Genomic DNA, 22,030 nt, shown 5'->3' on the forward strand with positions numbered 1-22,030 from the left:
AGTACATTTATCTTACCTTCAGAGAGGAAGACAGACGGTGAGAGTCTTCTGGGATAAAGATTAATGGAAGGTCGCCCTGGATGCAGTTCCTTTGAAATAGAAGTAAAAGGATCCGGTTAGAAGCCGTTATTTGTAATGAAGTGTGCAAATTTTTTAGTTTGCAAATTAAGGTGGTACCACGGAAAACAGTCCTTTTCGTCCTTTATTGGATGAAAAGGATTTTTTTATTTCACAAAAATACTTTAAAAGGAGGATGATCCAATGGAACATAAAGACATATCAATGCCGACGAAATATGATCCTACAGCTGTCGAGCAGAATCGTTATCAATATTGGGTGAATGGAAAGTTTTTTGAAGCGGAACAGAATGAGAATAAGAAGCCTTATACTGTGGTTATTCCGCCGCCAAATGTCACGGGAAGACTGCACTTAGGGCATGCCTGGGATACAACTCTTCAAGATATTTTAACCCGGGTGAAGCGTATGCAGGGTTATGACGTACTCTGGCTCCCCGGTATGGACCATGCCGGAATTGCTACTCAGGCAAAAGTCGAAGCTAAATTAAAAGAACAGGGAATGTCACGCTATGATTTAGGCCGTGAAACTTTCTTAGAAAAATCTTGGGAGTGGAAAAAAGAATATGCTCAGTTTATCCGTACTCAATGGGAGAAGCTGGGACTTGGCTTAGATTATTCACGTGAACGGTTCACGCTGGATGAAGGTCTCTCTGATGCAGTAAAAGAAGTTTTCGTTAAGCTTTATGAACGCGATCTGATTTATCGCGGAGAATATATTATCAACTGGGATCCGTCAACTAAAACTGCTCTGTCTGATATTGAAGTTGAATACAAAGACGTTCAAGGGGCCTTCTACCATATGCGCTATCCTCTTAAAGATGGAAACGGTGCGATTGAAGTTGCAACAACCCGTCCTGAAACGATGCTTGGCGATACCGGGGTGGCTGTACACCCTAAAGATGAACGATACCAGCACTTAATTGGAAAAAAAGTAATACTTCCAATTGTTGGCCGTGAGATTGAAATTGTTGCTGATGATTACGTAGAAATGGATTTTGGATCAGGTGCAGTAAAAATAACACCTGCCCACGATCCGAATGATTTTGAAATCGGAAACCGTCATAATTTAGAGCGTGTCCTGGTTATGAATGAAGACGGTACTATGAACGAGAACGCCGCCCAGTATAAAGGCTTAGACCGTTTTGAATGCAGGAAGAGGATTGTGAAGGATTTACAGGAGAGCGGGGTCCTTTTTGAAATAGAGGAACACATGCATTCTGTAGGACATTCTGAGCGGAGCGGTGCAGTAGTAGAGCCTTATCTGTCTACACAGTGGTTTGTAAACATGGAGCCATTAGCAAAGCAGGCGATTGACCTGCAGTCTTCTGATGATAAAGTAAGCTTCGTTCCTGACCGGTTCGAGAAAACATATCTGAATTGGATGGATAACATTCGTGATTGGTGTATTTCCAGGCAGCTCTGGTGGGGTCATAGAATTCCTGCCTGGTATCATAAAGAAACAGGAGAGATTTATGTTGGAAAAGAAGCACCGGCAGATGCTGAGAACTGGGAGCAGGATGAAGATGTTTTAGATACGTGGTTCTCTTCAGCCCTGTGGCCATTTTCTACTATGGGGTGGCCGGATGAGTCTAATAAAGACTTCCAGTGTTACTTCCCTACCAATGTACTTGTAACAGGTTACGATATTATCTTCTTTTGGGTCAGCCGGATGATTTTCCAATCGATTGAATTTACTGACCGCCGTCCTTTTGAGGATGTGTTAATTCATGGGCTTGTTAGAGACGCAGATGGAAGAAAAATGAGTAAATCATTAGGCAATGGTGTTGATCCAATGGATGTCATTGAGAAGTATGGAGCTGATTCTCTACGGTACTTCCTGTCAACCGGTTCTTCACCTGGCCAGGACCTGCGGTTCCAATGGGAAAAAGTAGAATCTACATGGAACTTTGCCAACAAGATATGGAACGCTTCCCGCTTTGCACTGATGAATATGGGTGACTTAAAATATGAGGATATTGATTTAACTGGTGAAAAATCAGTAGCTGATGAATGGATACTCACCCGATTAAATCAAACTATTGAGCAGGTAACAAAGAACATTGACCGTTATGAATTCGGAGAAGCAGGGCGACACTTGTATAACTTCATATGGGATGAGTTCTGTGACTGGTATATTGAAATGGCTAAACTTCCTCTTTACGGAGAAGATGAAAAACGAATCCATACAACTCGTTCAATCCTAGCCTACACTTTGGATCAAATCATGAGAATGCTGCATCCATTTATGCCATTCATAACGGAGGAAATATGGCAGCACCTGCCTCACAAAGGGGAGTCAATTACTCAGGCTTCCTGGCCGACAGTAAGAGAAGAGTTTCACAACGAACAAGCTGTAGGAGAAATGGAGCGCTTGGTATCTATTATTCGATCCGTTCGGAATATCCGCGCAGAAGTGGATACACCTATGTCTAAAGAAATTCAGCTCATGATTCAAGCGAAGGATGAAGAAGTTGTTGCTGAACTTGAGAATAATCGCAGCTATTTAGACCGTTTCTGTAATCCAAATGAATTATCAATAGGAACGGATCTACAAGCTCCAGAAAAAGCAATGTCAGCTGTTGTAACGGGGGCAGAACTTTATTTGCCTCTTGCCGGCTTAATTAACATTGATGATGAGATTAAGCGTTTAAAGAAAGACTGGGAGAAATGGGATAAAGAAGTAGCTCGTGTTCAGAAGAAACTTCGCAATGAAGGGTTTATAAATAAAGCTCCTGAGCATGTAGTAGAAGAAGAACGCAAGAAAGAAAATGATTATTTAGATAAGCGGGCTAAGGTAGAAGCACGTATGAAAGAGTTAGAAGCTTAAAAATAGTGCGGAGGGTATTTCGATGGGAATACTCTCCTCTTTTATAAATAAGGAGTCTGTCGATATGGAATATAGTGAAGCATTACATTGGATACATACAAGAGAGAAGTTTAAAGTAAAGCCTGGTTTAAAGCGGATGGAGTGGATGATGGACAGGCTTGGACATCCTGAAAACCAATTACATGCCATCCATGTGGCAGGTACAAACGGGAAAGGGTCTACAGTATCTTTTTTAAGGCATTTGTTACAAGGGCAGGGCTATACGGTCGGAACCTTTACTTCCCCTTATATTGTTCGCTTTAATGAAAGAATAAGTATGAATGGCGAACCTGTATCAGATTACGAGCTTATCGAATTGGTTGAAGCTGTTAAGCCGCTGGTTGAGGGACTGGGCCGAACTGAATGGGGTGAACCTACAGAATTTGAAGTCATTACTGCAATGGCTTTTATTTATTTCCAGCAAAGAGGTGTGGATTTCGCTATTTTTGAGACGGGTTTAGGCGGACGTTATGATTCCACCAACGTAATCAATCCAATTCTTTCTATTATTACAAATATAGGAAGAGACCACACAGACATACTCGGACATTCAATTGAAGAAATTGCTTATCAAAAGGCAGGAATTATTAAAAAAGGAAAACCAGTACTGACTTGTGTTAAACAACAAGAAGCTTTGGCAGTTATTAAGGAGGAATCAGCAAAACAAAAGGCTGACTTATTTGTAGAGGATTACGACTTTATTATTCAGTATGCTGAGCATACGAAGCGGGGAGAGGCATTTTACATGTCAATGGGTGAATATTTCTCGCCGAAATTGTTGACTCAATTAAAAGGTATCCATCAAACCTCTAACGCCGGACTCGCATTAGCAGCAATAGAAAAGTTAAAAGAATTGGGTTATTTAATTCAGAGAGATTTTTATGCTGAAGCTATTAACACTACAATCTGGCCGGCGAGATTTGAGAGGGTTCAAGAAGAGCCGGATGTCGTTTTAGATGGTGCCCACAATGTGGAAGGTACAATGACCCTCATCAAAACGTTAAAAGATCATTACCCCAACAGGACTATTTACTTATTATATGGAGCTGTTCAGAATAAACCTGTAAAGGAGATGCTCACGCTGCTTAATGAGGTGGTTAACAAAGCCTGGTATACAACCTTCTCCTATCCTAAAGCTCTGCGAGCAATTGATGTAGCCGATTTATCTCCAATTAAAGCAAGTAGAACAATAGAAGATCAACAAGAAGCTTTACAGGATATTATGGATGAATTAACAGAGGAAGATGTCCTAGTTATTACTGGTTCATTATATTTTATTTCCGATATTAGGAAATATTTTGAATAGAATGGAGTGGTGTGATATTATAATAGTTATCAGAAATTTCTAATTTAACGTGTTGTTTAAATGGTATTGTTGATATTCTGGCACTAATAACACTTTAATTGTTCGTTATTATCGGAATAATGGGGAGGCTGGGACGATTGGCTGTCTCTAAACTTAGAGCCAATGTCAATTCATTTCTTCATTTTTCGGGGCTTGAACTACAATTTGCTTTGTTTTGTTACCAGAATATCAACAACGACCACACAATTAATTTGATAGAAAGAGAAGGAGTGAGGCTCTATTGATATCGACACAAAAGAAGCTCTTAGTTTATATTATTTGGCTGATGGTGTGGCCGGTGACTCTGTATATAGTTTTCATCCATACCTCTTTTCCACTTGAAGAGTACAAAATAGATATCGCGGGATTTATTATTCTGGCCTCTATTGTTGCTCTGTTTCCTCTGCTTATGGGTGACCATCCTGTATTCCTAACGAACGGCGTCAGCTTCTCTGCTTTTTTGTTTTTTGGCTTATTTGTAGAAATTATTGTGATTCAGATCTCTCTTCTTTTCCTCATGATGAAGCTTCAAGTTGGTAAGGCGAATTTTTTTCGTATTCCTTTAAATATGGTTATGTTTCTTCTGATCTCGCTTGTCACAGCTGGAGTGTATTATTCGCTGGGTGGAGGGCATGGGGATGAAGCTCTTAATTCCGGCTTTGATGCCGTGCCGGTTATTGCTTATGCCCTTACTCAAATAGTGGTCAACCAGCTCTCTTTGAAATTAATAGGAAGATATTTGTATAAGAGAAAGTTAATATGGATTGATCAGGGTGTAAAGTGGGAATTACTCACTACTGCGCTGGTAGCTCCTGTCGGTTTAATGCTATATTTTGTTTATACTGAAATCGGCCCCTCTGCCATTTATTTAATTGGATTTCCTTTTTTTCTAATTTCTATCATGGTTAGACAATTCCATAAAACGAGCCAGGTCAATACATATCTGCAGAAAACGGGAGATATTGGTCATGAATTAACAGGCAGTTTAGGAGTGAAAGATGTTCTTGATGTCTTTGTCAAGAGAGTGACAGACTTACTGCCATTGGATTATTTATTCATCTTTGATATTAATACGGATAATGAAATGAAACTGGTTCGTTTCTATGACCGTGCCAACCATTTACAGTTCCCTGACGTGGATATAATTGAGGGTCCGTGTATAAGTAAGGATACATGGAGAAATGGGAAGGGGATGCATTTACATACAAGGAAAAAATGGAATCACCTGAAGAACGCACACACACCTATAGATGCAGAAAGTGTTATTTCTATACCTATTTCCCGTCAAAACAAAACGGTAGGGATCATTACAATGTATGCCGCAAAGCAGCGTGCTTTTTTTAAATATCAGTATATGATATTGAACATTTTAGGAAGCTATCTGGCTGTAGCTATTGAAAACGCCCGTCACTATGAGAAAACTAAAACAGAGAGCGAACGTTGTCCTTTAACGGGTTTATACAATTACCGTTATTTTGAAAATTATCTTCAGGTCATTGCTGAAGACAGGGACAGAGGAGAACAGCAACAGCCTGTCTCCCAAATTCTCATTGATCTTGATCACTTTAAATCCGTAAACGATCAGTTTGGTCACGAAGCTGGTAATGAGATTCTTTGTGAAGTAGCCAAAAGGCTGGAAAACGTAATTGGGGAACGAGGAGTGGCAGCTCGTTATGGGGGAGAGGAATTTGTCATATTACTTCCAGACGTAACTAATATCGAAGCTGAGCAATTAGCAGAAAAAGTAAGGGCGTCCATTTCGGATTCACCATTTGTGGCTTATGCGAATATACAAGATGCCGAGAAGACGGCTGTTATTTCAGTGTCGGCTAGTATTGGGGTTGCCTCATTTCCTGCTGATAGTGAAAATATATTAGAATTAACGCGTCACGCTGACCGTGCAATGTATGTGGGGGCAAAACAGATGGGAAGAAACCGCGTAGCAAGCTATGAAAAATTAAAACTTACTGCGGAGTGATTTATTAGATTGCTTTTCCCAACATGGATCCAGAATTAAATGTGAAAACCCCCGTGCATCCGGGGGTGTTCATTAATACATAATGAGGAGTGAACTATGACCATATTACTAACTATATACCTCTTTCTTGCGGGTTTGGTCCTTGGATCTTTTTTTAACGTTGTTGGTTTAAGACTCCCCAGAGGAGAATTATTCACTCGGAAAAGGTCATATTGCCCATGCTGTCATCACACGCTAAGCTGGTATGAACTTATTCCCGTCCTATCTTATATGTATCAAAAAGCACGATGCCGGCACTGCAGACATAAAATATCTCCCCTTTACCCTGCTATGGAAATATTCAGCGGAACTGCATTTGCTTACAGCTGCTGGATGTTCGGATTTAACCCCTCACTTATCCTCGCATTGCTTCTTATTTCAATGTTTCACATTATTGTAGTCACCGATCTGAGATATATGATGATCCCTGATAAAGTCCTCTTATTCTTTACGGTGCTTTTCATTGTTTATCGAATCGCCGCCCCAACTGATCCATGGTGGGATTCGGCAGCCGGGGCACTTGTGGGTTTATTAGGAACATTGGTCATTATTATCGTCAGCCGCGGGGGGATGGGCGGAGGAGATATGAAGTTGTTTGCTGTACTGGGGCTGGCGCTGGGAACAAGCAGCCTCTTACTGACTTTCTTCTTTGCATCCTTATTAGGGACGGTAGGGAGTATAGTATTATTACTGAGCAAAATCATTTCAAGAGAAAAACCTATCCCTTTTGGTCCTTACATTGCTGCAGGGGGGTTAATAACTATTTTTCACGGTGAATTTTTAATTAACTGGTACATTTCCAGCTTTTTTTAGTCGATTTAGTTGGAATGTTTCATTTAAATGGAAAGAGACTCATAGTCAGTCTCTTTTTTTGTTTTGAATTAACTGGTTATTAAACTCTGTTCATAAAGCAGGAGCTCCCTTCTAAAGTAAATATTGTCGAAGGGGCCTGACAAAATTCAACGTCCTTTTTCTTAAAGCTGTGATAAGTTTAAAAAAAGAAAAAGGAGGGTTAAAGTTGGCTGGAAAAAATAATAAAATTATCATTTCATATAACAAAGATAGAGAGGCTCCCAACGATATTGTACAAGCTAAAAAAGAACAAGCAGCTGCCGATGCGGAAAAGTTACAAAAGGCGAAATCCGCTTCTCCTCCCAAAGTTTACAGACTACCATCCTTTCATAAGCGGTTATCTCCTTTCTCTTTAAGGTATGTGAGTTTATCTGTTATGACAGCCATTGTGATCAGCTTTGTACTCGGTTTTCTCTTGTTGAAACTATTCGTCTCAGTTACTGAGGAATCAGCTCCTCCTATCGAGGAGACCTCTGCGGGTGCCCAGACGGAAAGTGTTACTGCTGCAATGTTATCAGTCGAATTACCTCATCTCGCGACAGAAGTAGTTCAGAGCGGGGTTTTCACAAGTCTGGAAACAGCAGAAGAATGGCAGGGGAAATTAACGGAACAATCGCTTCCATCAGTTATTTGGAAGCAGCAGGATCAATATTTTTTATTATCAGGCAGTGATGACAGTGAAGCCGGTGTCGAGAAGGCAGCAGATGACCTGGCCGAACTCGACGTTCCTACTTATTTAAAAGTATGGGAAGTCAATTCTGGAGAATTAGATGTGCCTGAGTCACAACTTTCCAATGTAGAAAACCTCATTGACCACCTTGAAAAAAATACACTTCATACTGTTTCTGTCGAAGAAAGAGAAAAGATATTAACGGAATGGAAAGAAGCCGGTGGAAATCAAGATCTCGAAAAGGCACTTACAGTCTGGACAGACAAAACGGATCATGGTATTAGCTGGCTTAATTTAGCTCAAGCTTTTGAAACGATGAAAAAATGACTATTATTTCATTTATAGTTATTAAATAATCTGGAATTTTTCAATAATGTCATTAGAAAATAGCAGTTATTGGTTCACTTTCTTTGTCTAGTTTTAAGAAGTCACCTTTCTCTCAATAAGCTGATTTTTAATAAACTATTAATACCTCAATAAACTTGTTGAGGAAATAGGATGAAAGGAAGTGACCAATTGACAACGACGTCGAGTATTATGATTCGGGACGTCCCTAAAGAGGACCGGCCAAGAGAGAGGTTGTTAAAGCATGGTGCACATCATTTGTCTAATCAGGAACTAATAGCAATTATGCTTGGCAGTGGTTCACGAAGTGAGTCTGTAACAGCTCTTGCCCAGCGAATACTAATTCATTTTGAAGGAATTATGCTGTTAAAAGATGCAACAGTAGAGGAGCTTACTGCGATAAAGGGCATAGGAGCGGCTAAAGCAGTACTTATTCTATCCGCAATTGAGTTTGGCAGACGCCTTCATCAAATGAAACCAGTTGAAAGGTATGTGATTCGAAGTCCTGAGGATGGAGCAGATTATGTAATGGAAGAATTGCGGGACCTAAAGCAGGAACACTTCATCTGTCTTTTCCTCAATACTAAGAATCAGGTGCTTCACCGGCAGACGATATTCATAGGTAGTTTAAATGCCTCGATTGTTCATCCAAGGGAAGTAGTGCGCCCATAAGGGGATTTAGAAAATCTACTTTAGCAAAGTAGTGGGGAAATATCACAAGTGTTACCCTATCATAAGCCAACTTATCCGTAAGGGAAACTGAACGGGGAGTGTAGCATGTTGGAAAAGCCTTAAGTTGTCTAGTTACCAAGACACGACTGAAAGGCAAGGTGAAATTCACAGACGAGGATAAAAGCTGTATTGCTTGAATGATAGCTCAAGGAGGACTACGGGGACCTTCAGCGGGAGGTAACGATTTACGCTGTGTGAAGTATGCATGTTTCTTAAAAACTTCGAGAAACATGAAGTGATACTACTTCATCCATCTTCTATATAGAAGAAACGAGTGAAAGTCATATCCGAAACTGTGGAGTGCTGAGTTTCTAAATGTCTAAATGGGGATTGCCTAAGTCAGAAAGCCGATTTGGCTATGACAGTCTGTGTCTGAAAATCTGATATGGCAACGGAGCTTTCGTAGTAGTCTGAGATAGGGAAAGCCTATTACATGGCGAAGGAAAGCAGTTTATCAAGCTTAATACCAAATTGGGAAGGAGCGAGAGGCTCTATGAGAAATCCAAAAGTAGTATTAAGCAATCTAACTTCCAAAGCGAAAGAAGAAAACTATTATTTTGATAGACTGTATCGAAATCTTTATAATGTTGAATTTTACTTGGATGCCTATGCCAAGATTTACCCAAACAAAGGAAGTAGCACAAAAGGCATAAATAACGATACAATCGACGGTATGAGTATTGCAAGGATTGAGAATTTAATTGAGAAGCTAAGAAATCAAACGTATCAGCCCAAACCGGCTCGTAGAACATATATCCCGAAGAAGAATGGAAAACTAAGACCTATAAGTTATCCAACCTTTGAGGATAAGCTTCTACTAGAGGCTGTCAGGTGCATCCTAGAAAGCATTTACGAACCTCAGTTCACGGATCATTCACATGGTTTTAGAACGAATCGAAGTTGTCATACTGCACTTAAAGAGATACGAAACACATTCACGGGAACTAGATGGTTTATTGAAGGGGATATTAAAGGTATCTTTAATAATATTGACCATCACATATTGATTGGACTATTACGTAAGCAGATTAAAGACGAGAAATTCATCAATCTGATTTGGAAGTTTCTCCGAGCTGGTTATGTAGATGACTGGGTTATTCAGAAAACTTATGGTGGTTCACCTCAAGGCGGGATTATTAGTCCGCTATTGTCTAATATTTATTTGAATGAATTAGATCAATACATTGGGCACTATAATAAAGGTGAAAAACGTACGCACAACAAAACCTATCAAAAGATCGCATCCAAAATCGCTGCACGTAAACGCATCAACAAACGCGATTGGAAAAAATTAATAGACAGTGAAAAATCCGAGAGACTTAAAGAACTGAAAAGTTACGATAGTAAAGATCTTTTCGACCCTATTTACCCTCGAATGAAATACGTGCGATATGCAGATGATTTCATCATAGGTGTTATAGGGAGTAAAAACGAGGCTGATCAAATAAAACAGGATTTAACAGAGTTTCTGGCAACTCATCTAAAATTAAAACTCAATACTGAAAAAACGTTGATTACTCACAGCAAGAAAAATGCTCGTTTCCTTAGTTATGATATTCGTATTGCAAGAGTTTGGCAAAGAACGAAAATGCCAGACGGTACAATGAAAAGAAAAATTAATCATCAGACAAAACTATTTGTACCTCACGAAAAATATATCAAAAATCTTGTAGATTTGGGTGCGCTTAAAATTGGCAGTAATAACGTGTGGAAACCTGTCCATCGTCCTTACTTGGTTCATAACGATGACTTAGAGATCCTTCGCACATACAATGCTGAGATTGAAGGCCTTTACAATTACTATCGTTTAGCTAGTAATGTTCACGTGCTTCAATCATTTCGGCAGACTATGAAGTACAGCATGATTAAAACGTATGCAAATAAGTATAAGACTACGGTTAGTAAAATTATAAGTAAATTTAGTATTAACGGTAGTTTTGGCGTGCGATATCAAACGAAGGATGGTATAAAAATCGCTTATTTTACTGAACAAAGGATGGAAAAAGAACAGGGATGTTAAGCATTCAATAATAGATATAAATGAAAAAACTTTTGCTTATGGTTGCAGAACAAGCTTGGTTGATCGTCTTTTAGCAGAAAAACGTGAGTGTTGAGGTATGATGTATCTTTAGAAATGCATCACGTAATTAAGTTAAAAGATCTCAAGGGTAAGAAAGTTTGGGATCAACATAGGACTGGCAGACGCAGAGAGCCATAGCAATGTGCGTTTCTTGTCACCGTGATTTGCACAATGGAAAATTAGATTGATAAATGGAAAGCCGTATACTCTGAGAGGAGTACGTACGGTTTGGAGGGGAGTTCTTGGAAACCTGTTTATGTAACTAAGTAAGGCGCCGGGTTCTCACCCTACTTTAAAGAGGCTGTTAAACGTTCTGCTGCCTCTATAATATGTGTGCACAATCACCCTTCTGGAGACCCTTCTCCCTCTCAGGAAGACATTCAAGTGACTCGCAGACTGAACGAATGTGGCAAAATGATTGGTATAGAACTACTCGATCATTTAGTTATAGGGGATCGTAAATTCATTTCTCTAAAGGAAAAAGGATATCTATAACACTATCTATTTTTTATTATTTTTCGTATAATTGAATAGATGAAAAAAACTAAGCGCCATTTATAAGGCTTTTCTTATAATATGGCGCTTCTTCTCATGATAAATTGAATTATGGAGAACACATTGAGTGTGTGTAAGAAAGGAAGATATTATTGGGTTTATTCGGTTTTTCTCAAGATTTAGGTATTGACCTGGGGACCGCAAATACACTGGTATTTTTAAAGAATAAAGGTGTTATATTAAGAGAACCAACTGTCGTTGCAAAAAACAATCAGACAGGTGATATTGAAGCAGTAGGAAATGATGCCAGAAATATGATAGGACGCACCCCGAATTACATATCAGTTATTCGTCCGATGAAGGATGGAGTAATAGCGGACTATGATACGACAGCACAGATGATGAAATATTACATTAAGCAGGCACTACGTAATCGTTCCTCCTTTGCCAGCAAGCCGAACGTGATGGTTTGTGTACCTTCTGGAATTACCATGGTTGAGGAGCGAGCTGTTATTGATGCGACTAAGCAGGCAGGTGCAAAGGATGCATTTCCTATTGCTGAACCTTTTGCAGCCGCTATCGGGGCTGGCCTTCCTGTATGGGAACCAACGGGAAGTATGGTCGTTGACGTAGGCGGCGGAACCACTGAAGTAGCAATTATATCGTTAGGCGGAATTGTAACAAGCCAGTCCATTCGGGTAGCGGGAGATGAGATGGATGACGCCATTATTCAGCATGTGCGCAAACAGTATAATTTAATGATTGGTGAACGCACAGCAGAAGAAATTAAATTTCAAGTAGGCGGTGCTGGAAAAATAGAAGACCATGATACGATGGATATTCGGGGTCGTGATCTGCTCAGCGGGCTTCCGAAAACCATTGAGATTCAGTCAGAGGAAATTGTTCAAGCTTTAAACGATACAGTTGAATCTATTGTTGAAACAGTAAAAAATACGCTGGAGAAAACACCGCCTGAACTCGCCGCGGATATTATGGAACGAGGTATCGTACTGACAGGCGGGGGAGCTTTATTAAAAAATCTTGACCGAGTGATAAGTGAAGAAACGAACATGCCGGTATTTATTGCTGATGAGCCTCTGGATTGTGTAGCTATTGGGACTGGAAAATCGCTGGAATATATTCACCACTTCAAGTCTCAGCCTAATGTTGCCACCCGTCCGAAAACGGATTAAGGAGTCTTAGTATGCCCTCATTGTTTCGTAGAAAAAGGCTCATGACTGTATTAATCGGCTTTATTATTTTAGTAGCACTCATCGGATTTTCCATGAGGGACCGCAGTGAATTATCCGTTCCTGAAAAATTTCTTCAAGATTCGGTAGGCTGGGTCCAGACCGTTTTTCATTCTCCGGTCCAGCTGGTAGATAATGCCTATCAGAATATACAAGATATGCTTAATGTTTATGAACAAAATGAAGTCTTAAAAACTCGTTTAGATGAGTATAAAGGCCTTATTCAAGAAAATCAGCAAGTAGAGAATGATAACCAGGAATTAAGAGACACGCTGGACAAGACTGAATCGATGAGAGATTATACCCCGATACAGGGAACCGTTATTGCTCGAAGTTCAGACCGCTGGTTTGAACAGATGACAATTAATAAAGGGGAAGAGCACGGGGTTGAAAAGGATATGGCTGTAATTACGAGTGAAGGCATGGTAGGTAAAATAGAATCTGCAGGAGCCTTTCACTCCAATGTTCAACTGCTAAGTGGTTTTGACGAATCTAATAAGATTTCTTCATGGGTAGTCAGAGAAGATGAAGACAATGCTTTTGGACTAATAGAAGGCTATGATAGTGAAAGCGGCCGTTTATTGTTAGAAGGAATTAGTCTTGATGAAGAGCTAGAGGAAGGCGATGTCGTTATGTCTTCCGGTATGGGCGGAGTGTTCCCAAGTGATTTGCGTATAGGAACAGTTGAAGAAGTAGAGAATGATCGGTCGGGTCTGACAAAAACCGCTTATGTTGAACCGTTTGCTGACCTATTTGATATTAGTCACGTCATGGTCGTCGACCGTGATATGCAGACTGTGAGTGAAGAAGAGCTAGAGGAAGGCGATGACCAATGATAAGATTTTCGATTTCCGTTTTCATGGTTATTTTTCTGGTTCTTCAAGGTATGGCGATGAGTCTTTTACCTGCAAAAATTGTTTATTCTGAATTACTGGTCACTCCTCACTGGGTTCTATGTTTAATTATGATCATTGCCATATTTTTTGACAAAGATGACATGTATCATTCTGTATGGTATGGATTACTGTTCGGTTTACTTATTGATGTCGTTTACACAGGAGTATTAGGTGTGTATATGGTAACTTACGCGATGACTGCTTATGTCATTCATGGTATGCAGAAGTGGTTTCACGCTAATTTTATCGCTTCAGTACTTCTGGCAGTCTTTGGTGTAGCCATTGCAGACATGCTTTTATATGTGATCTACTCTTTTGTTCAGGTTACTGCAATGGACTGGGGGGATTACACAACGCTTAGACTGCTGCCTACTGTCCTGGCGAATGCTGTCTTCTTTGTATTGCTTTATCCCCTGTTTAAGAATCGTGTAGAACAATGGTCCGATCGCTGGCAAAGCGCGTAGTTGGGTCTAAATGTGCAGAGTTTGAGGTGAAGTCCTATGTCAGCTAACAGTCAATTGGTAACGATAAAGGGAACAAGAGATGGTTTGACTCTTTGGTTAAATGATCAGTGTTCTTACGACTCTATTTTACAGGAGCTTGAAGAAAAGCTTTCAGTGAATGGAGTAGACGATGATCAGCCTATGATTCGAGTGACTATTCAATTAGGCAATCGTTTTTTAACTGATGATCAGCAGGATAAATTGAGGGAAATTGTACGTGAGAAGCAAAAGCTGGTTGTCGAAAAAATTGAATCAAATGTTATGACGAAGGATGAAGCCTTATCCTGGAAAGAAAATACAGAAATCACCCCAATTACTAAGACCGTTCGATCCGGGCAGGTAGTAGAAATAAAAGGAGACCTTCTTCTTCTTGGAGATGTAAACCCGGGGGGCAAGGTTGTGGCTTCCGGTAATATATTCATTTTAGGACATTTGAGGGGGATTGCTCATGCAGGGGCATCCGGTAATGAAGGTGCAGTGATAGCAGCTTCTTATATGAAGCCGAATCAGCTTAGAATCGGCAGTCAGATTTCACGTGCGCCTGATCAGGATTCAGACGGTCTTTATATTGAATGCGGGTACGTAGATGAAAAGAACGAGGCTATTCGCATCGCTCCCCTTCAGGAGGTCATGAAGCAAAAGCCTGATTTAGTAAGCTTTGAAAGGAGAATGCTTAATGGGTGAAGCAATCGTTATTACATCTGGGAAAGGTGGCGTAGGTAAAACGACCACAACAGCCAATTTAGGGACGGCTTTGGCGCTGCAGAATAAGAAGGTTTGTCTCGTTGATACTGATATAGGGCTGCGTAATCTAGATGTAGTTATGGGGCTTGAGAATCGCATCATCTATGACATTGTAGATGTAGTTGAAGAACGCTGTAAAACAAAACAGGCGCTCATTACAGATAAACGTTTCGATTGCCTTCATTTATTACCGGCTGCCCAGACATCGGATAAAACATCTGTAACTCCTGAAGCAGTTAAGCAGATTATCGATGAACTTAAACAGGAGTATGATTATATTATTATTGACTGTCCGGCTGGTATTGAACAAGGATATAAGAACGCCGTAGCTGGTGCTGACAAGGCTGTGGTTGTCACTACACCTGAAAAAAGCAGTGTCAGAGATGCTGACCGTATAATTGGGCTATTAGAGCAAGAAGACCTGGAGCCGCCTAAATTAGTTATTAATCGAATTAGAAGCCATATGATGAAGTCAGGAGAAATGATGGATGTAGATGACATCGTTCAAATTCTTTCTATCGACTTATTAGGTATTGTAGTTGATGATGATGCCGTAATTAAAGGTTCAAATAGCGGTGAACCTGTAGCCTTATCACCTGATACGAAATCTTCTCTGGCCTATCGAAATATTGCCCGCCGGATTCTCGGTGAGTCGGTCCCTCTCTTAAATCTGGAGGAAGAACCGGGACTTTTAGCTAAAGTGAAAAAGTTTTTTGGAATACGTGCCTGAATGCTGCTGACCATGGTCGCAGCTTTTTTTCATTTTATAGCTTAGTTTAGCAGAAGAAGAGCGAGTGGCTTTTGAGAACTGCCCCACTCACCTTAAAGCTGCTTGGCAGATATAGTAGACAAAGGAGAAGAAATGGCGGTCTTCACTGACATTATGATAAAAGCATTTTAAGCTCTATTTACTTGAAAAAGTATATACGGCATCACAAAGGCTGTTTTCCCTGATTTTTTAACCCGCAATCTTAATGAAACTGATGGTAAGTGAAAGCCTCTTTTCTTCATAATGAACCTATTCATATTCTTACTTCTTTCACCATAGATTAGTAAAAATGGTTGAAGAGAGAAGGGGTCTAAATTGAGGAAAGACATTCACAATGTTAGGAAGAACATCGCTGACCGTAAAAGAAAGAAAGGAATTCAATCAATCCACAGAGCTAAAACTCCAAAGTTTGCTGCCCCTCAGGATGAGGAGATGCACGGCTACCCTCCATTGGTCGTTTCGGATAAAATAACTGGCACTTCAACAAATTCTTCATCTATTATACGTGTACAAGCTATTGCTTCAATTCTATTGTTTTTAACAGTGCTTGCAAGTGAACAAACCTCTGCCGGCATCGCTGAGAAACCTCGTGAGTGGATGTCAAACCAGCTTCAGGAGGAATTTCCTTTTGCTAAAGTGACTGCCTGGTATAATGACCGCCTGGGAGGCCCGCTTCAGCTGGTAGATCAAAAAGAGAGTCCGACTTTGGAAGAATCAGCCTTACCCGTAAATGGAGTAGTTACCCAGCCATTCGAAAACCACGGTCGTGGAGTTATTATGAGTACCGAACAAGGAGAAGAAGTAAAAGCGGTCAAGAGTGGTACAGTTATCTTTGCAGGCAATGACAAAGAAACGGATAAAACAATTATCATTCAGCACGAAGATGGCTCTAATACTACTTATGGATTCCTCTCTACTATAGATGTTCATTTGTACGAACATATCCCGTCATATGATACCATCGGCACGCTGAACGAAAAGGAAAGTAATGAATTTTTCTTTGCGGTTGAAAAAGACAAGCAGTATTTAGATCCGATTGAAGTGATAAAAGTTGATGAAGGCTCTTAAAATTAATCATTCTATTCATATCCATCCTTTATTTTTTCTTCTTGCCTTATCTGCTTTTTTTACTGGTGCTATTTACGAGTTTATTATTTTGTTCAGCATTGTAGCCATGCACGAATTAGGACATTATCGTGCGGCACGTTCTCATGGCTGGAGAGTATCACATATAGAATTTTGGCTGCTGGGAGGGAAGGTCGTCAGCGAAGAGCATACGACCCGTCCTGTAAAGGAACAGGTGCATGTTACTCTTGCCGGCCCTTTCCAGCATGTATGGATTTTTATATTACTTCAATTACTTACTATGATTATCGGACCTCATCCGCTGCTCTCCGCTGCATTTACGTTTAACAGCATGATTTTATTATTGAATTTACTTCCGGTTTGGCCACTTGATGGGGGAAAGCTTCTGTTTTATTTGTTATGTCAGCAGATTAGTTTTAAAAAAAGCTTGAAGCTAACCTTACTTATTTCGATTATTGCGATCATTATTAGTGTCAGCTGGCTGATTTTTGATGAACGTATGACACTTGCAGGAACTTTGCTTGCAGGGTTTCTATTATTAGAGAACGTATTGGAATGGAAGCGGCAAATGTACGTGTTTATGCGTTATATACTGCATCGCCTGGATCATGATACAGCTGAATTAAAAGTGAAATATTTAAAGGTTGACCCCCGAACTACGATAGACGCTGTTATTACAAACATCAGAGCCAATCGTCATTATTTTTATGTGTTGAAACGAGAAGAAGGTTTGTATATAGTAGATGAACAGGAGTGTCTTTCTATTTATTTGAAGAGAAATCGTCCGAAGCTATGTTTAGGAGACATTTCAAATCTGTCAAGTTAAAGAGGATGAATGGATGAGAACATTAGCGGTACATACAAGGACAAGCGAGAAGGTCGGACTCGTTATAGACCATGGCAGAGTAACCGAATATACTGCAGCACGCCCGGAGGCTCCCTTGCTTTCGGGTTCTATTTATAAAGGGATAGTACAATCCATTCATAAAGGGCTGCAGGCTGCATTTGTAGATATTGGGGAGGGTAAGAATGCTTTCTTAAGAAAAGATTCCATACCCTGGTGCAAAGAGTCCATTGAACAGACCATCACTGAAGGACAATATCTATATGCTCAAGTAATTAAAGAACCAACCGGAAACAAGGGGGCCCAACTATCACTTGATTTAACGATTCCGGGTTTTTCAGTAATTTATCAGCCATTTGGCAGCAGAATTTCTGTTTCAAAAAAAATTGATAAACAGCTTGGGATTCAATTGAAATATGATATAGAAGGCGTGCTTGAAAAAGGGGAAGGCGCTATTTTAAGAACGACAGCCTCCCAAACAAATGCTGAGGAAGTGGCCCAGGAATTGACGATGTTAAAGAAGGAATGGTCCTCCTGCATGAAGAGTGATAAACCAGGGTTGATATGGTCTGATGAGGTAATCTTAAATCAATTTATACGTAAGCACGGAGCAGAGTGTGATCTAGTTTTAGTAGATAGTGCTGAAGTCAGTCAAACTTTGAAACGTCGGTATCCAAGCCTTCTAAATAAAATACAATGGCGGAAAAATCTCGAAAATGATACACATCAGCTGGTAAATGAGCTGCAGGACCAGCTTATCAAGCGGACAGTTACAACGAATAAAGGAGTTCAGCTTATTTTTGACAGCACAGAGGCCATGACTGTAATTGATGTCAACAGCCATCAATACATGGACAAGAGCTTTTCCTCGGCAGAAGCCTTGAAAATTAATAAACATGCTGCTGTGGAAATTGCGAGACAGGTCAGGCTTCGTAATTACTCTGGAATGATTCTCATCGATTTCATTTCAATGAAAAGGAACGATCATAATGAAAAGCTGATTGACTGGCTGAGGAAAGAAACAAGCAGGGATTCAGTATATACAAAGGTTCATGGGGTAACTAAATTAGGGCTGATGGAAGTAACACGTACTCGTCAGCTTCCAAGTGTAAATGAACAGATGCTTCGATTTATTGAGCAGGAATATAATATCCCCTCACACTGGTATCGGCTTGAGCGCTATTTGATGAATAACGATCAGCATGAAGCTGTGCTCTTGAAGGTAAATACCGATTTATATGATTGGAAAAAACAATTGCGTTTAGAGCCGGTTTCTAGTAAAATTCCACAGGAGCTGTTTGTTAAGCGGGATGAACATATCACTGGCTGGCAAATTGAGCTTGAAGGGTCTCTGGACATCGTGAAAGATGCGGCTGAAAACCGTGGTCACGCTGTTGACAACTTGTTTTGATCTGTGGTAACATCATTATGTTATGCAAGTAGCACTTCAGGCTACAACCGCACAGAACAGGTTTATTAAACTGGAAACGGTACCTGGATGGCGAGTCTGAGTAAATTGAGGAGGTGCAGGTATGTACGCAATTATTGAAACTGGTGGAAAGCAAATCAAAGTTCAGGAAGGTCAGGAGATCTACGTTGAGAAAGTAAACGTAGAAGCTGGCGAAACCGTAACTTTTGATAAGGTTCTTTTTGTAGGCGGCGACGAAACTAAAGTTGGCGCACCATTTGTAGATGGAGCTACTGTAACGGCTAAAGTTGACAAGCAAGGTCGTCAGAAGAAGCTGACGGTTTTCAAATATAAGCCAAAAAAGAACTACAAACGTAAACAAGGTCACCGTCAACCGTATACAAAACTTGTTGTTGAGAGCATCAAGGCGTAAACGGGACGATGATTAATGTATCGGTGTACCGGTCGCAGGATCTAATAAATGGGTTCGAAATCACGGGACATGCTGAAAGTGGACCTTACGGTCATGATCTTGTATGTGCTGCGGTTTCAGCAGTTTCCTTTGGAGCTGTTAATTCACTTATCAGTCTATGTGACATTGAGCCTGACATTACCCAGGGCGGCGAAGGCGGATATTTACAAGTTAAGCTTCCGCGTCATTTAAATGAGGAAGTTTTTAATAAAGCCCAGCTGCTTCTTGAAGGAATGCTGGTTTCTTTACAAACCATCGAAAATGATTATCATGAATATATAAAAATTACTAACTTGTAAGGAGGTGGAACACATGCTACGTCTAGATCTTCAGTTTTTTGCCTCTAAAAAAGGTGTAAGTAGTACAAAGAACGGTCGTGATTCTGAGTCCAAGCGTCTTGGAGCTAAGCGTGCCGACGGTCAAACTGTAACTGGCGGATCCATTCTTTATCGTCAACGCGGTACAAAAGTGTATCCTGGCGAAAACGTTGGCCGCGGAGGAGACGACACTTTGTTTGCTAAAGTAGACGGTGTTGTTAAGTTCGAACGTTATGGTCGTAACCGTAAAAAAGTGAGCGTTTATCCTGCTGCTCAGGAAGCGTAAGTATGTTGTTCATACGAGAATGTAAGCCGCGCTATGCCATCGCATATGCGCGGCTTATTTTATAGGAGTAGTTCCGGTTCGGTTTTACTGCTTAAGTTTCATTTCAGTTTGACCGCAATTTTGCTATACTTTTCTTATTATGGAATGTCAAGGGGAGCGGATGATTGTGGAGAGTCACGAAGTACTACATATCTTAAGGCATAAGCGTCATGACTGGATGAATCAAATCCAATTAGTGCATGGATATGCATCTATGGGAAAGATGGACCGAGTGAAGGAGCACCTTTATCAAATCATTGAACATTCTGAGCAGGAAAGACGGTTATTAAACAGTGGTGCTGATCATTTTTCACTTTGGCTGCTCACTTTTAATTGGAATCATAGTCATTACCAATTGTCATATTTAATTGAAAAAGATGTTGATTTATCAAGTCATGATGATCAATTAATATCTTATGCCGGCAGGGTTTTAACTAAAATGGATGAACATCGTGTATCTGATGAATTATATGAAGGAATACTGCAGGTTTTTAATGAGGATAAATATGTGATGCTGAACTGGACGTGGGCAGGAGAATTTATGAACTCAGAAAATCTGGCAAATCATTTAAGAGGTATGGGGATAACGGTTTCGGCCCCGCAGCCACATGAAATTACATTGAAATGGAAGATAGAATGAGGTGGAGAATATGTTTGTCGATCAGGTTAAGGTTTTTGTAAAAGGCGGAGACGGTGGAAATGGACTCGTCGCGTATCGCCGTGAAAAATATGTCCCAATGGGTGGTCCGGCAGGCGGAGATGGAGGAAATGGCGGAGACGTCATTTTTGAAGTAGATGAAGGATTAAATACTTTGATGGATTTTAGATATCAGCACCATTTTAAAGCAAAGCGCGGAGAGAATGGAATGAACCAGAAACAACACGGTAAAAATTCTCTTCCGCTTATTATTAGTGTTCCTCCTGGAACAACGGTGAAAGATTTAGAATCGGGCAGAGTGATTGCGGATTTAACTGAGCATAAACAGCAGGCAGTTATTGCTAAAGGCGGCAGAGGCGGACGTGGAAATGCTCGCTTTGCTACGGCTCGGAATCCTGCACCTGAGATTGCCGAGAATGGAGAACCTGGTCAGGAACTGGATGTTCAAGTCGAATTAAAGCTGTTGGCTGACGTAGGATTAGTCGGATTTCCCAGTGTTGGAAAATCCACATTTTTGTCAACAGTTACAGCGGCTAAACCTAAGATCGCAGATTATCATTTTACGACACTTGCTCCTAATTTAGGAGTCGTTGAAAGTCAGGATCACCGCAGTTTCGTATTGGCTGATCTGCCAGGTTTAATTGAAGGCGCTCATGAAGGCGTTGGATTAGGACATCAATTTTTACGGCATGTTGAACGTACCCGTCTCTTGCTGCATGTCATTGATATGTCTGGGATGGAAGGACGGGACCCTTACGAAGATTATGTAACGATTAATAATGAATTATCATCCTATGATGAAAGATTAAGCCGCCGCCCCCAAATTATTGTGGCCAACAAAATGGATATCCCTGAAGCAGAGCTGTACTTGGAAGAGTTTAAGCAGAAAGCAGGGGATGAAGTTAGCATCTATCCTATTTCTACAGCTACACGAACGGGTATTGATGAGCTTCTTTATGCTGTAGCCGATAAATTAGATGAGCTCCCTAAACAGGAAACTGAGGATATTGAAGAAATAGAAGAAAGAGTAATTTATAAATACGAGAAAGAAGAAGCTCCATTTAAAATAACTAGAGCGGATGATGGGGCTTTCGTTCTTTACGGTGAGAAAATTGAGTCAGTGTTTCGAAAAACCGATTTCTCACGTGATCAATCCATCAATCGTTTCGCACGTCAAATGCGAAGCATGGGCGTGGACGCAGAGCTCAGGAAGCGCGGTGCTAAAGACGGAGACACCGTCAGACTGCTTGAGTATGAATTTGAATTTGTTGATTAATGA

At 40.4% G+C, this 22,030-nt stretch carries 18 protein-coding genes, 3 pseudogenes and 2 other annotated features (1 of these 23 running past the window's edge); all 21 genes and pseudogenes read left to right on the plus strand.

Translation table 11 applies throughout. From position 1 onward, the window contains the following. Window positions 1–206, plus strand: a binding site (T-box leader) (it extends 21 nt beyond the left edge of the window). Window positions 207–261: 55 nt separating this feature from the next. The 21 genes and pseudogenes from LF822_RS01060 (at window position 262) to obgE (ending at window position 22,027) form a co-directional block, all read left to right on the plus strand. After that, on the plus strand, window positions 262–2,904 hold the full coding sequence (locus tag LF822_RS01060) for a valine--tRNA ligase (protein ID WP_253922112.1): 2,643 nt from the start codon (window positions 262–264) through the stop codon (window positions 2,902–2,904). 64 nt (window positions 2,905–2,968) lie between these two features. Further along, a complete protein-coding gene (locus tag LF822_RS01065) occupies window positions 2,969–4,249 on the plus strand; it encodes a bifunctional folylpolyglutamate synthase/dihydrofolate synthase (protein ID WP_253922113.1) in 1,281 nt (426 codons plus the stop codon). A 280-nt stretch (window positions 4,250–4,529) separates the two neighbouring features. Then, window positions 4,530–6,266: a sensor domain-containing diguanylate cyclase gene (locus LF822_RS01070; RefSeq protein ID WP_253922114.1), complete on the plus strand. Its 1,737-nt coding sequence runs from the start codon at window positions 4,530–4,532 to the stop codon at window positions 6,264–6,266. 96 nt (window positions 6,267–6,362) lie between these two features. Beyond that, window positions 6,363–7,118, plus strand: a complete 756-nt coding sequence (locus LF822_RS01075) for a prepilin peptidase (protein ID WP_253922115.1) — start codon at window positions 6,363–6,365, stop codon at window positions 7,116–7,118. 205 nt (window positions 7,119–7,323) lie between these two features. Next, window positions 7,324–8,154 carry a hypothetical protein gene (locus LF822_RS01080; RefSeq protein WP_253922116.1) on the plus strand — a complete coding sequence of 277 codons (831 nt, stop codon included), beginning with the start codon at window positions 7,324–7,326 and terminating at the stop codon, window positions 8,152–8,154. A 171-nt stretch (window positions 8,155–8,325) separates the two neighbouring features. Next, window positions 8,326–8,838, plus strand: a pseudogene (gene radC / locus LF822_RS01085) (RadC family protein); the annotation flags it as partial. 559 nt (window positions 8,839–9,397) lie between these two features. After that, window positions 9,398–11,172: pseudogene (locus LF822_RS01090) on the plus strand (reverse transcriptase/maturase family protein). A gap of 103 nt (window positions 11,173–11,275) precedes the next feature. Further along, window positions 11,276–11,479, plus strand: a pseudogene (locus LF822_RS01095) (JAB domain-containing protein); the annotation flags it as partial. A 152-nt stretch (window positions 11,480–11,631) separates the two neighbouring features. Further along, on the plus strand, window positions 11,632–12,672 hold the full coding sequence (locus tag LF822_RS01100) for a rod shape-determining protein (RefSeq protein WP_256521323.1): 1,041 nt from the start codon (window positions 11,632–11,634) through the stop codon (window positions 12,670–12,672). Between the two features lie 11 nt (window positions 12,673–12,683). Continuing rightward, window positions 12,684–13,565 carry a rod shape-determining protein MreC gene (mreC, locus tag LF822_RS01105; protein ID WP_253922117.1) on the plus strand — a complete coding sequence of 294 codons (882 nt, stop codon included), beginning with the start codon at window positions 12,684–12,686 and terminating at the stop codon, window positions 13,563–13,565. Then, entirely contained in the window at window positions 13,562–14,089 is a 528-nt protein-coding gene (mreD, locus tag LF822_RS01110; RefSeq protein WP_253922118.1) for a rod shape-determining protein MreD, read from the plus strand. The genes mreC and mreD overlap by 4 nt, the downstream gene beginning before the upstream one ends. Window positions 14,090–14,125: 36 nt before the next feature. Next, on the plus strand, window positions 14,126–14,812 hold the full coding sequence (gene minC, locus LF822_RS01115) for a septum site-determining protein MinC (protein ID WP_253922119.1): 687 nt from the start codon (window positions 14,126–14,128) through the stop codon (window positions 14,810–14,812). Beyond that, on the plus strand, window positions 14,805–15,602 hold the full coding sequence (gene minD, locus LF822_RS01120) for a septum site-determining protein MinD (protein ID WP_253922120.1): 798 nt from the start codon (window positions 14,805–14,807) through the stop codon (window positions 15,600–15,602). Before minC ends, minD begins: the two co-directional genes overlap by 8 nt. 354 nt (window positions 15,603–15,956) lie before the next feature. Beyond that, window positions 15,957–16,709, plus strand: coding sequence for a M23 family metallopeptidase (locus LF822_RS01125; RefSeq protein ID WP_253922121.1), 753 nt, complete (start codon window positions 15,957–15,959; stop codon window positions 16,707–16,709). Beyond that, window positions 16,696–17,553, plus strand: a complete 858-nt coding sequence (locus LF822_RS01130) for a site-2 protease family protein (protein ID WP_253922122.1) — start codon at window positions 16,696–16,698, stop codon at window positions 17,551–17,553. The genes LF822_RS01125 and LF822_RS01130 overlap by 14 nt, the downstream gene beginning before the upstream one ends. A 13-nt stretch (window positions 17,554–17,566) precedes the next feature. Then, on the plus strand, window positions 17,567–18,982 hold the full coding sequence (locus LF822_RS01135; protein ID WP_253922123.1) for a ribonuclease E/G: 1,416 nt from the start codon (window positions 17,567–17,569) through the stop codon (window positions 18,980–18,982). A gap of 35 nt (window positions 18,983–19,017) precedes the next feature. Continuing rightward, window positions 19,018–19,090 (plus strand) — a sequence feature (ribosomal protein L21 leader region). A gap of 13 nt (window positions 19,091–19,103) precedes the next feature. After that, window positions 19,104–19,412 carry a 50S ribosomal protein L21 gene (gene rplU, locus LF822_RS01140; protein WP_253922124.1) on the plus strand — a complete coding sequence of 103 codons (309 nt, stop codon included), beginning with the start codon at window positions 19,104–19,106 and terminating at the stop codon, window positions 19,410–19,412. An 8-nt stretch (window positions 19,413–19,420) separates the two neighbouring features. Beyond that, window positions 19,421–19,750, plus strand: a complete 330-nt coding sequence (locus LF822_RS01145) for a ribosomal-processing cysteine protease Prp (RefSeq protein WP_253922125.1) — start codon at window positions 19,421–19,423, stop codon at window positions 19,748–19,750. 13 nt (window positions 19,751–19,763) lie between these two features. Further along, complete coding sequence (rpmA, locus tag LF822_RS01150; protein ID WP_253922126.1) at window positions 19,764–20,054, plus strand: 50S ribosomal protein L27; 291 nt, start codon at window positions 19,764–19,766, stop codon at window positions 20,052–20,054. A gap of 166 nt (window positions 20,055–20,220) precedes the next feature. Next, window positions 20,221–20,733, plus strand: a complete 513-nt coding sequence (locus LF822_RS01155; RefSeq protein ID WP_253922127.1) for a Spo0B domain-containing protein — start codon at window positions 20,221–20,223, stop codon at window positions 20,731–20,733. A 10-nt stretch (window positions 20,734–20,743) separates the two neighbouring features. Beyond that, window positions 20,744–22,027 (plus strand): GTPase ObgE, encoded by a 1,284-nt coding sequence (obgE, locus tag LF822_RS01160; RefSeq protein WP_253922128.1) that lies wholly within the window; start codon window positions 20,744–20,746, stop codon window positions 22,025–22,027. Window positions 22,028–22,030 lie beyond the last annotated feature (3 nt).

The sequence above is a fragment of the Halobacillus sp. A5 genome, from assembly GCF_024189315.1.
Classification (GTDB): Bacteria; Bacillota; Bacilli; order Bacillales; family Halobacillaceae; genus Halobacillus_A.

Excerpts from the sequence above, each read along its gene's own strand:
- LF822_RS01060 (WP_253922112.1), top strand. The coding sequence starts at position 262 with ATGGAACATAAAGACATATCAATGCCGACGAAATATGATCCTACAGCT.
- LF822_RS01065 (WP_253922113.1), top strand. The coding sequence starts at position 2,969 with ATGGAATATAGTGAAGCATTACATTGGATACATACAAGAGAGAAGTTT.
- LF822_RS01075 (WP_253922115.1), top strand. The coding sequence starts at position 6,363 with ATGACCATATTACTAACTATATACCTCTTTCTTGCGGGTTTGGTCCTT.
- mreC (WP_253922117.1), top strand. The coding sequence starts at position 12,684 with ATGCCCTCATTGTTTCGTAGAAAAAGGCTCATGACTGTATTAATCGGC.
- mreD (WP_253922118.1), top strand. The coding sequence starts at position 13,562 with ATGATAAGATTTTCGATTTCCGTTTTCATGGTTATTTTTCTGGTTCTT.
- minC (WP_253922119.1), top strand. The coding sequence starts at position 14,126 with ATGTCAGCTAACAGTCAATTGGTAACGATAAAGGGAACAAGAGATGGT.
- minD (WP_253922120.1), top strand. The coding sequence starts at position 14,805 with ATGGGTGAAGCAATCGTTATTACATCTGGGAAAGGTGGCGTAGGTAAA.
- LF822_RS01130 (WP_253922122.1), top strand. The coding sequence starts at position 16,696 with ATGAAGGCTCTTAAAATTAATCATTCTATTCATATCCATCCTTTATTT.
- LF822_RS01135 (WP_253922123.1), top strand. The coding sequence starts at position 17,567 with ATGAGAACATTAGCGGTACATACAAGGACAAGCGAGAAGGTCGGACTC.
- rplU (WP_253922124.1), top strand. The coding sequence starts at position 19,104 with ATGTACGCAATTATTGAAACTGGTGGAAAGCAAATCAAAGTTCAGGAA.
- LF822_RS01145 (WP_253922125.1), top strand. The coding sequence starts at position 19,421 with ATGATTAATGTATCGGTGTACCGGTCGCAGGATCTAATAAATGGGTTC.
- rpmA (WP_253922126.1), top strand. The coding sequence starts at position 19,764 with ATGCTACGTCTAGATCTTCAGTTTTTTGCCTCTAAAAAAGGTGTAAGT.
- obgE (WP_253922128.1), top strand. The coding sequence starts at position 20,744 with ATGTTTGTCGATCAGGTTAAGGTTTTTGTAAAAGGCGGAGACGGTGGA.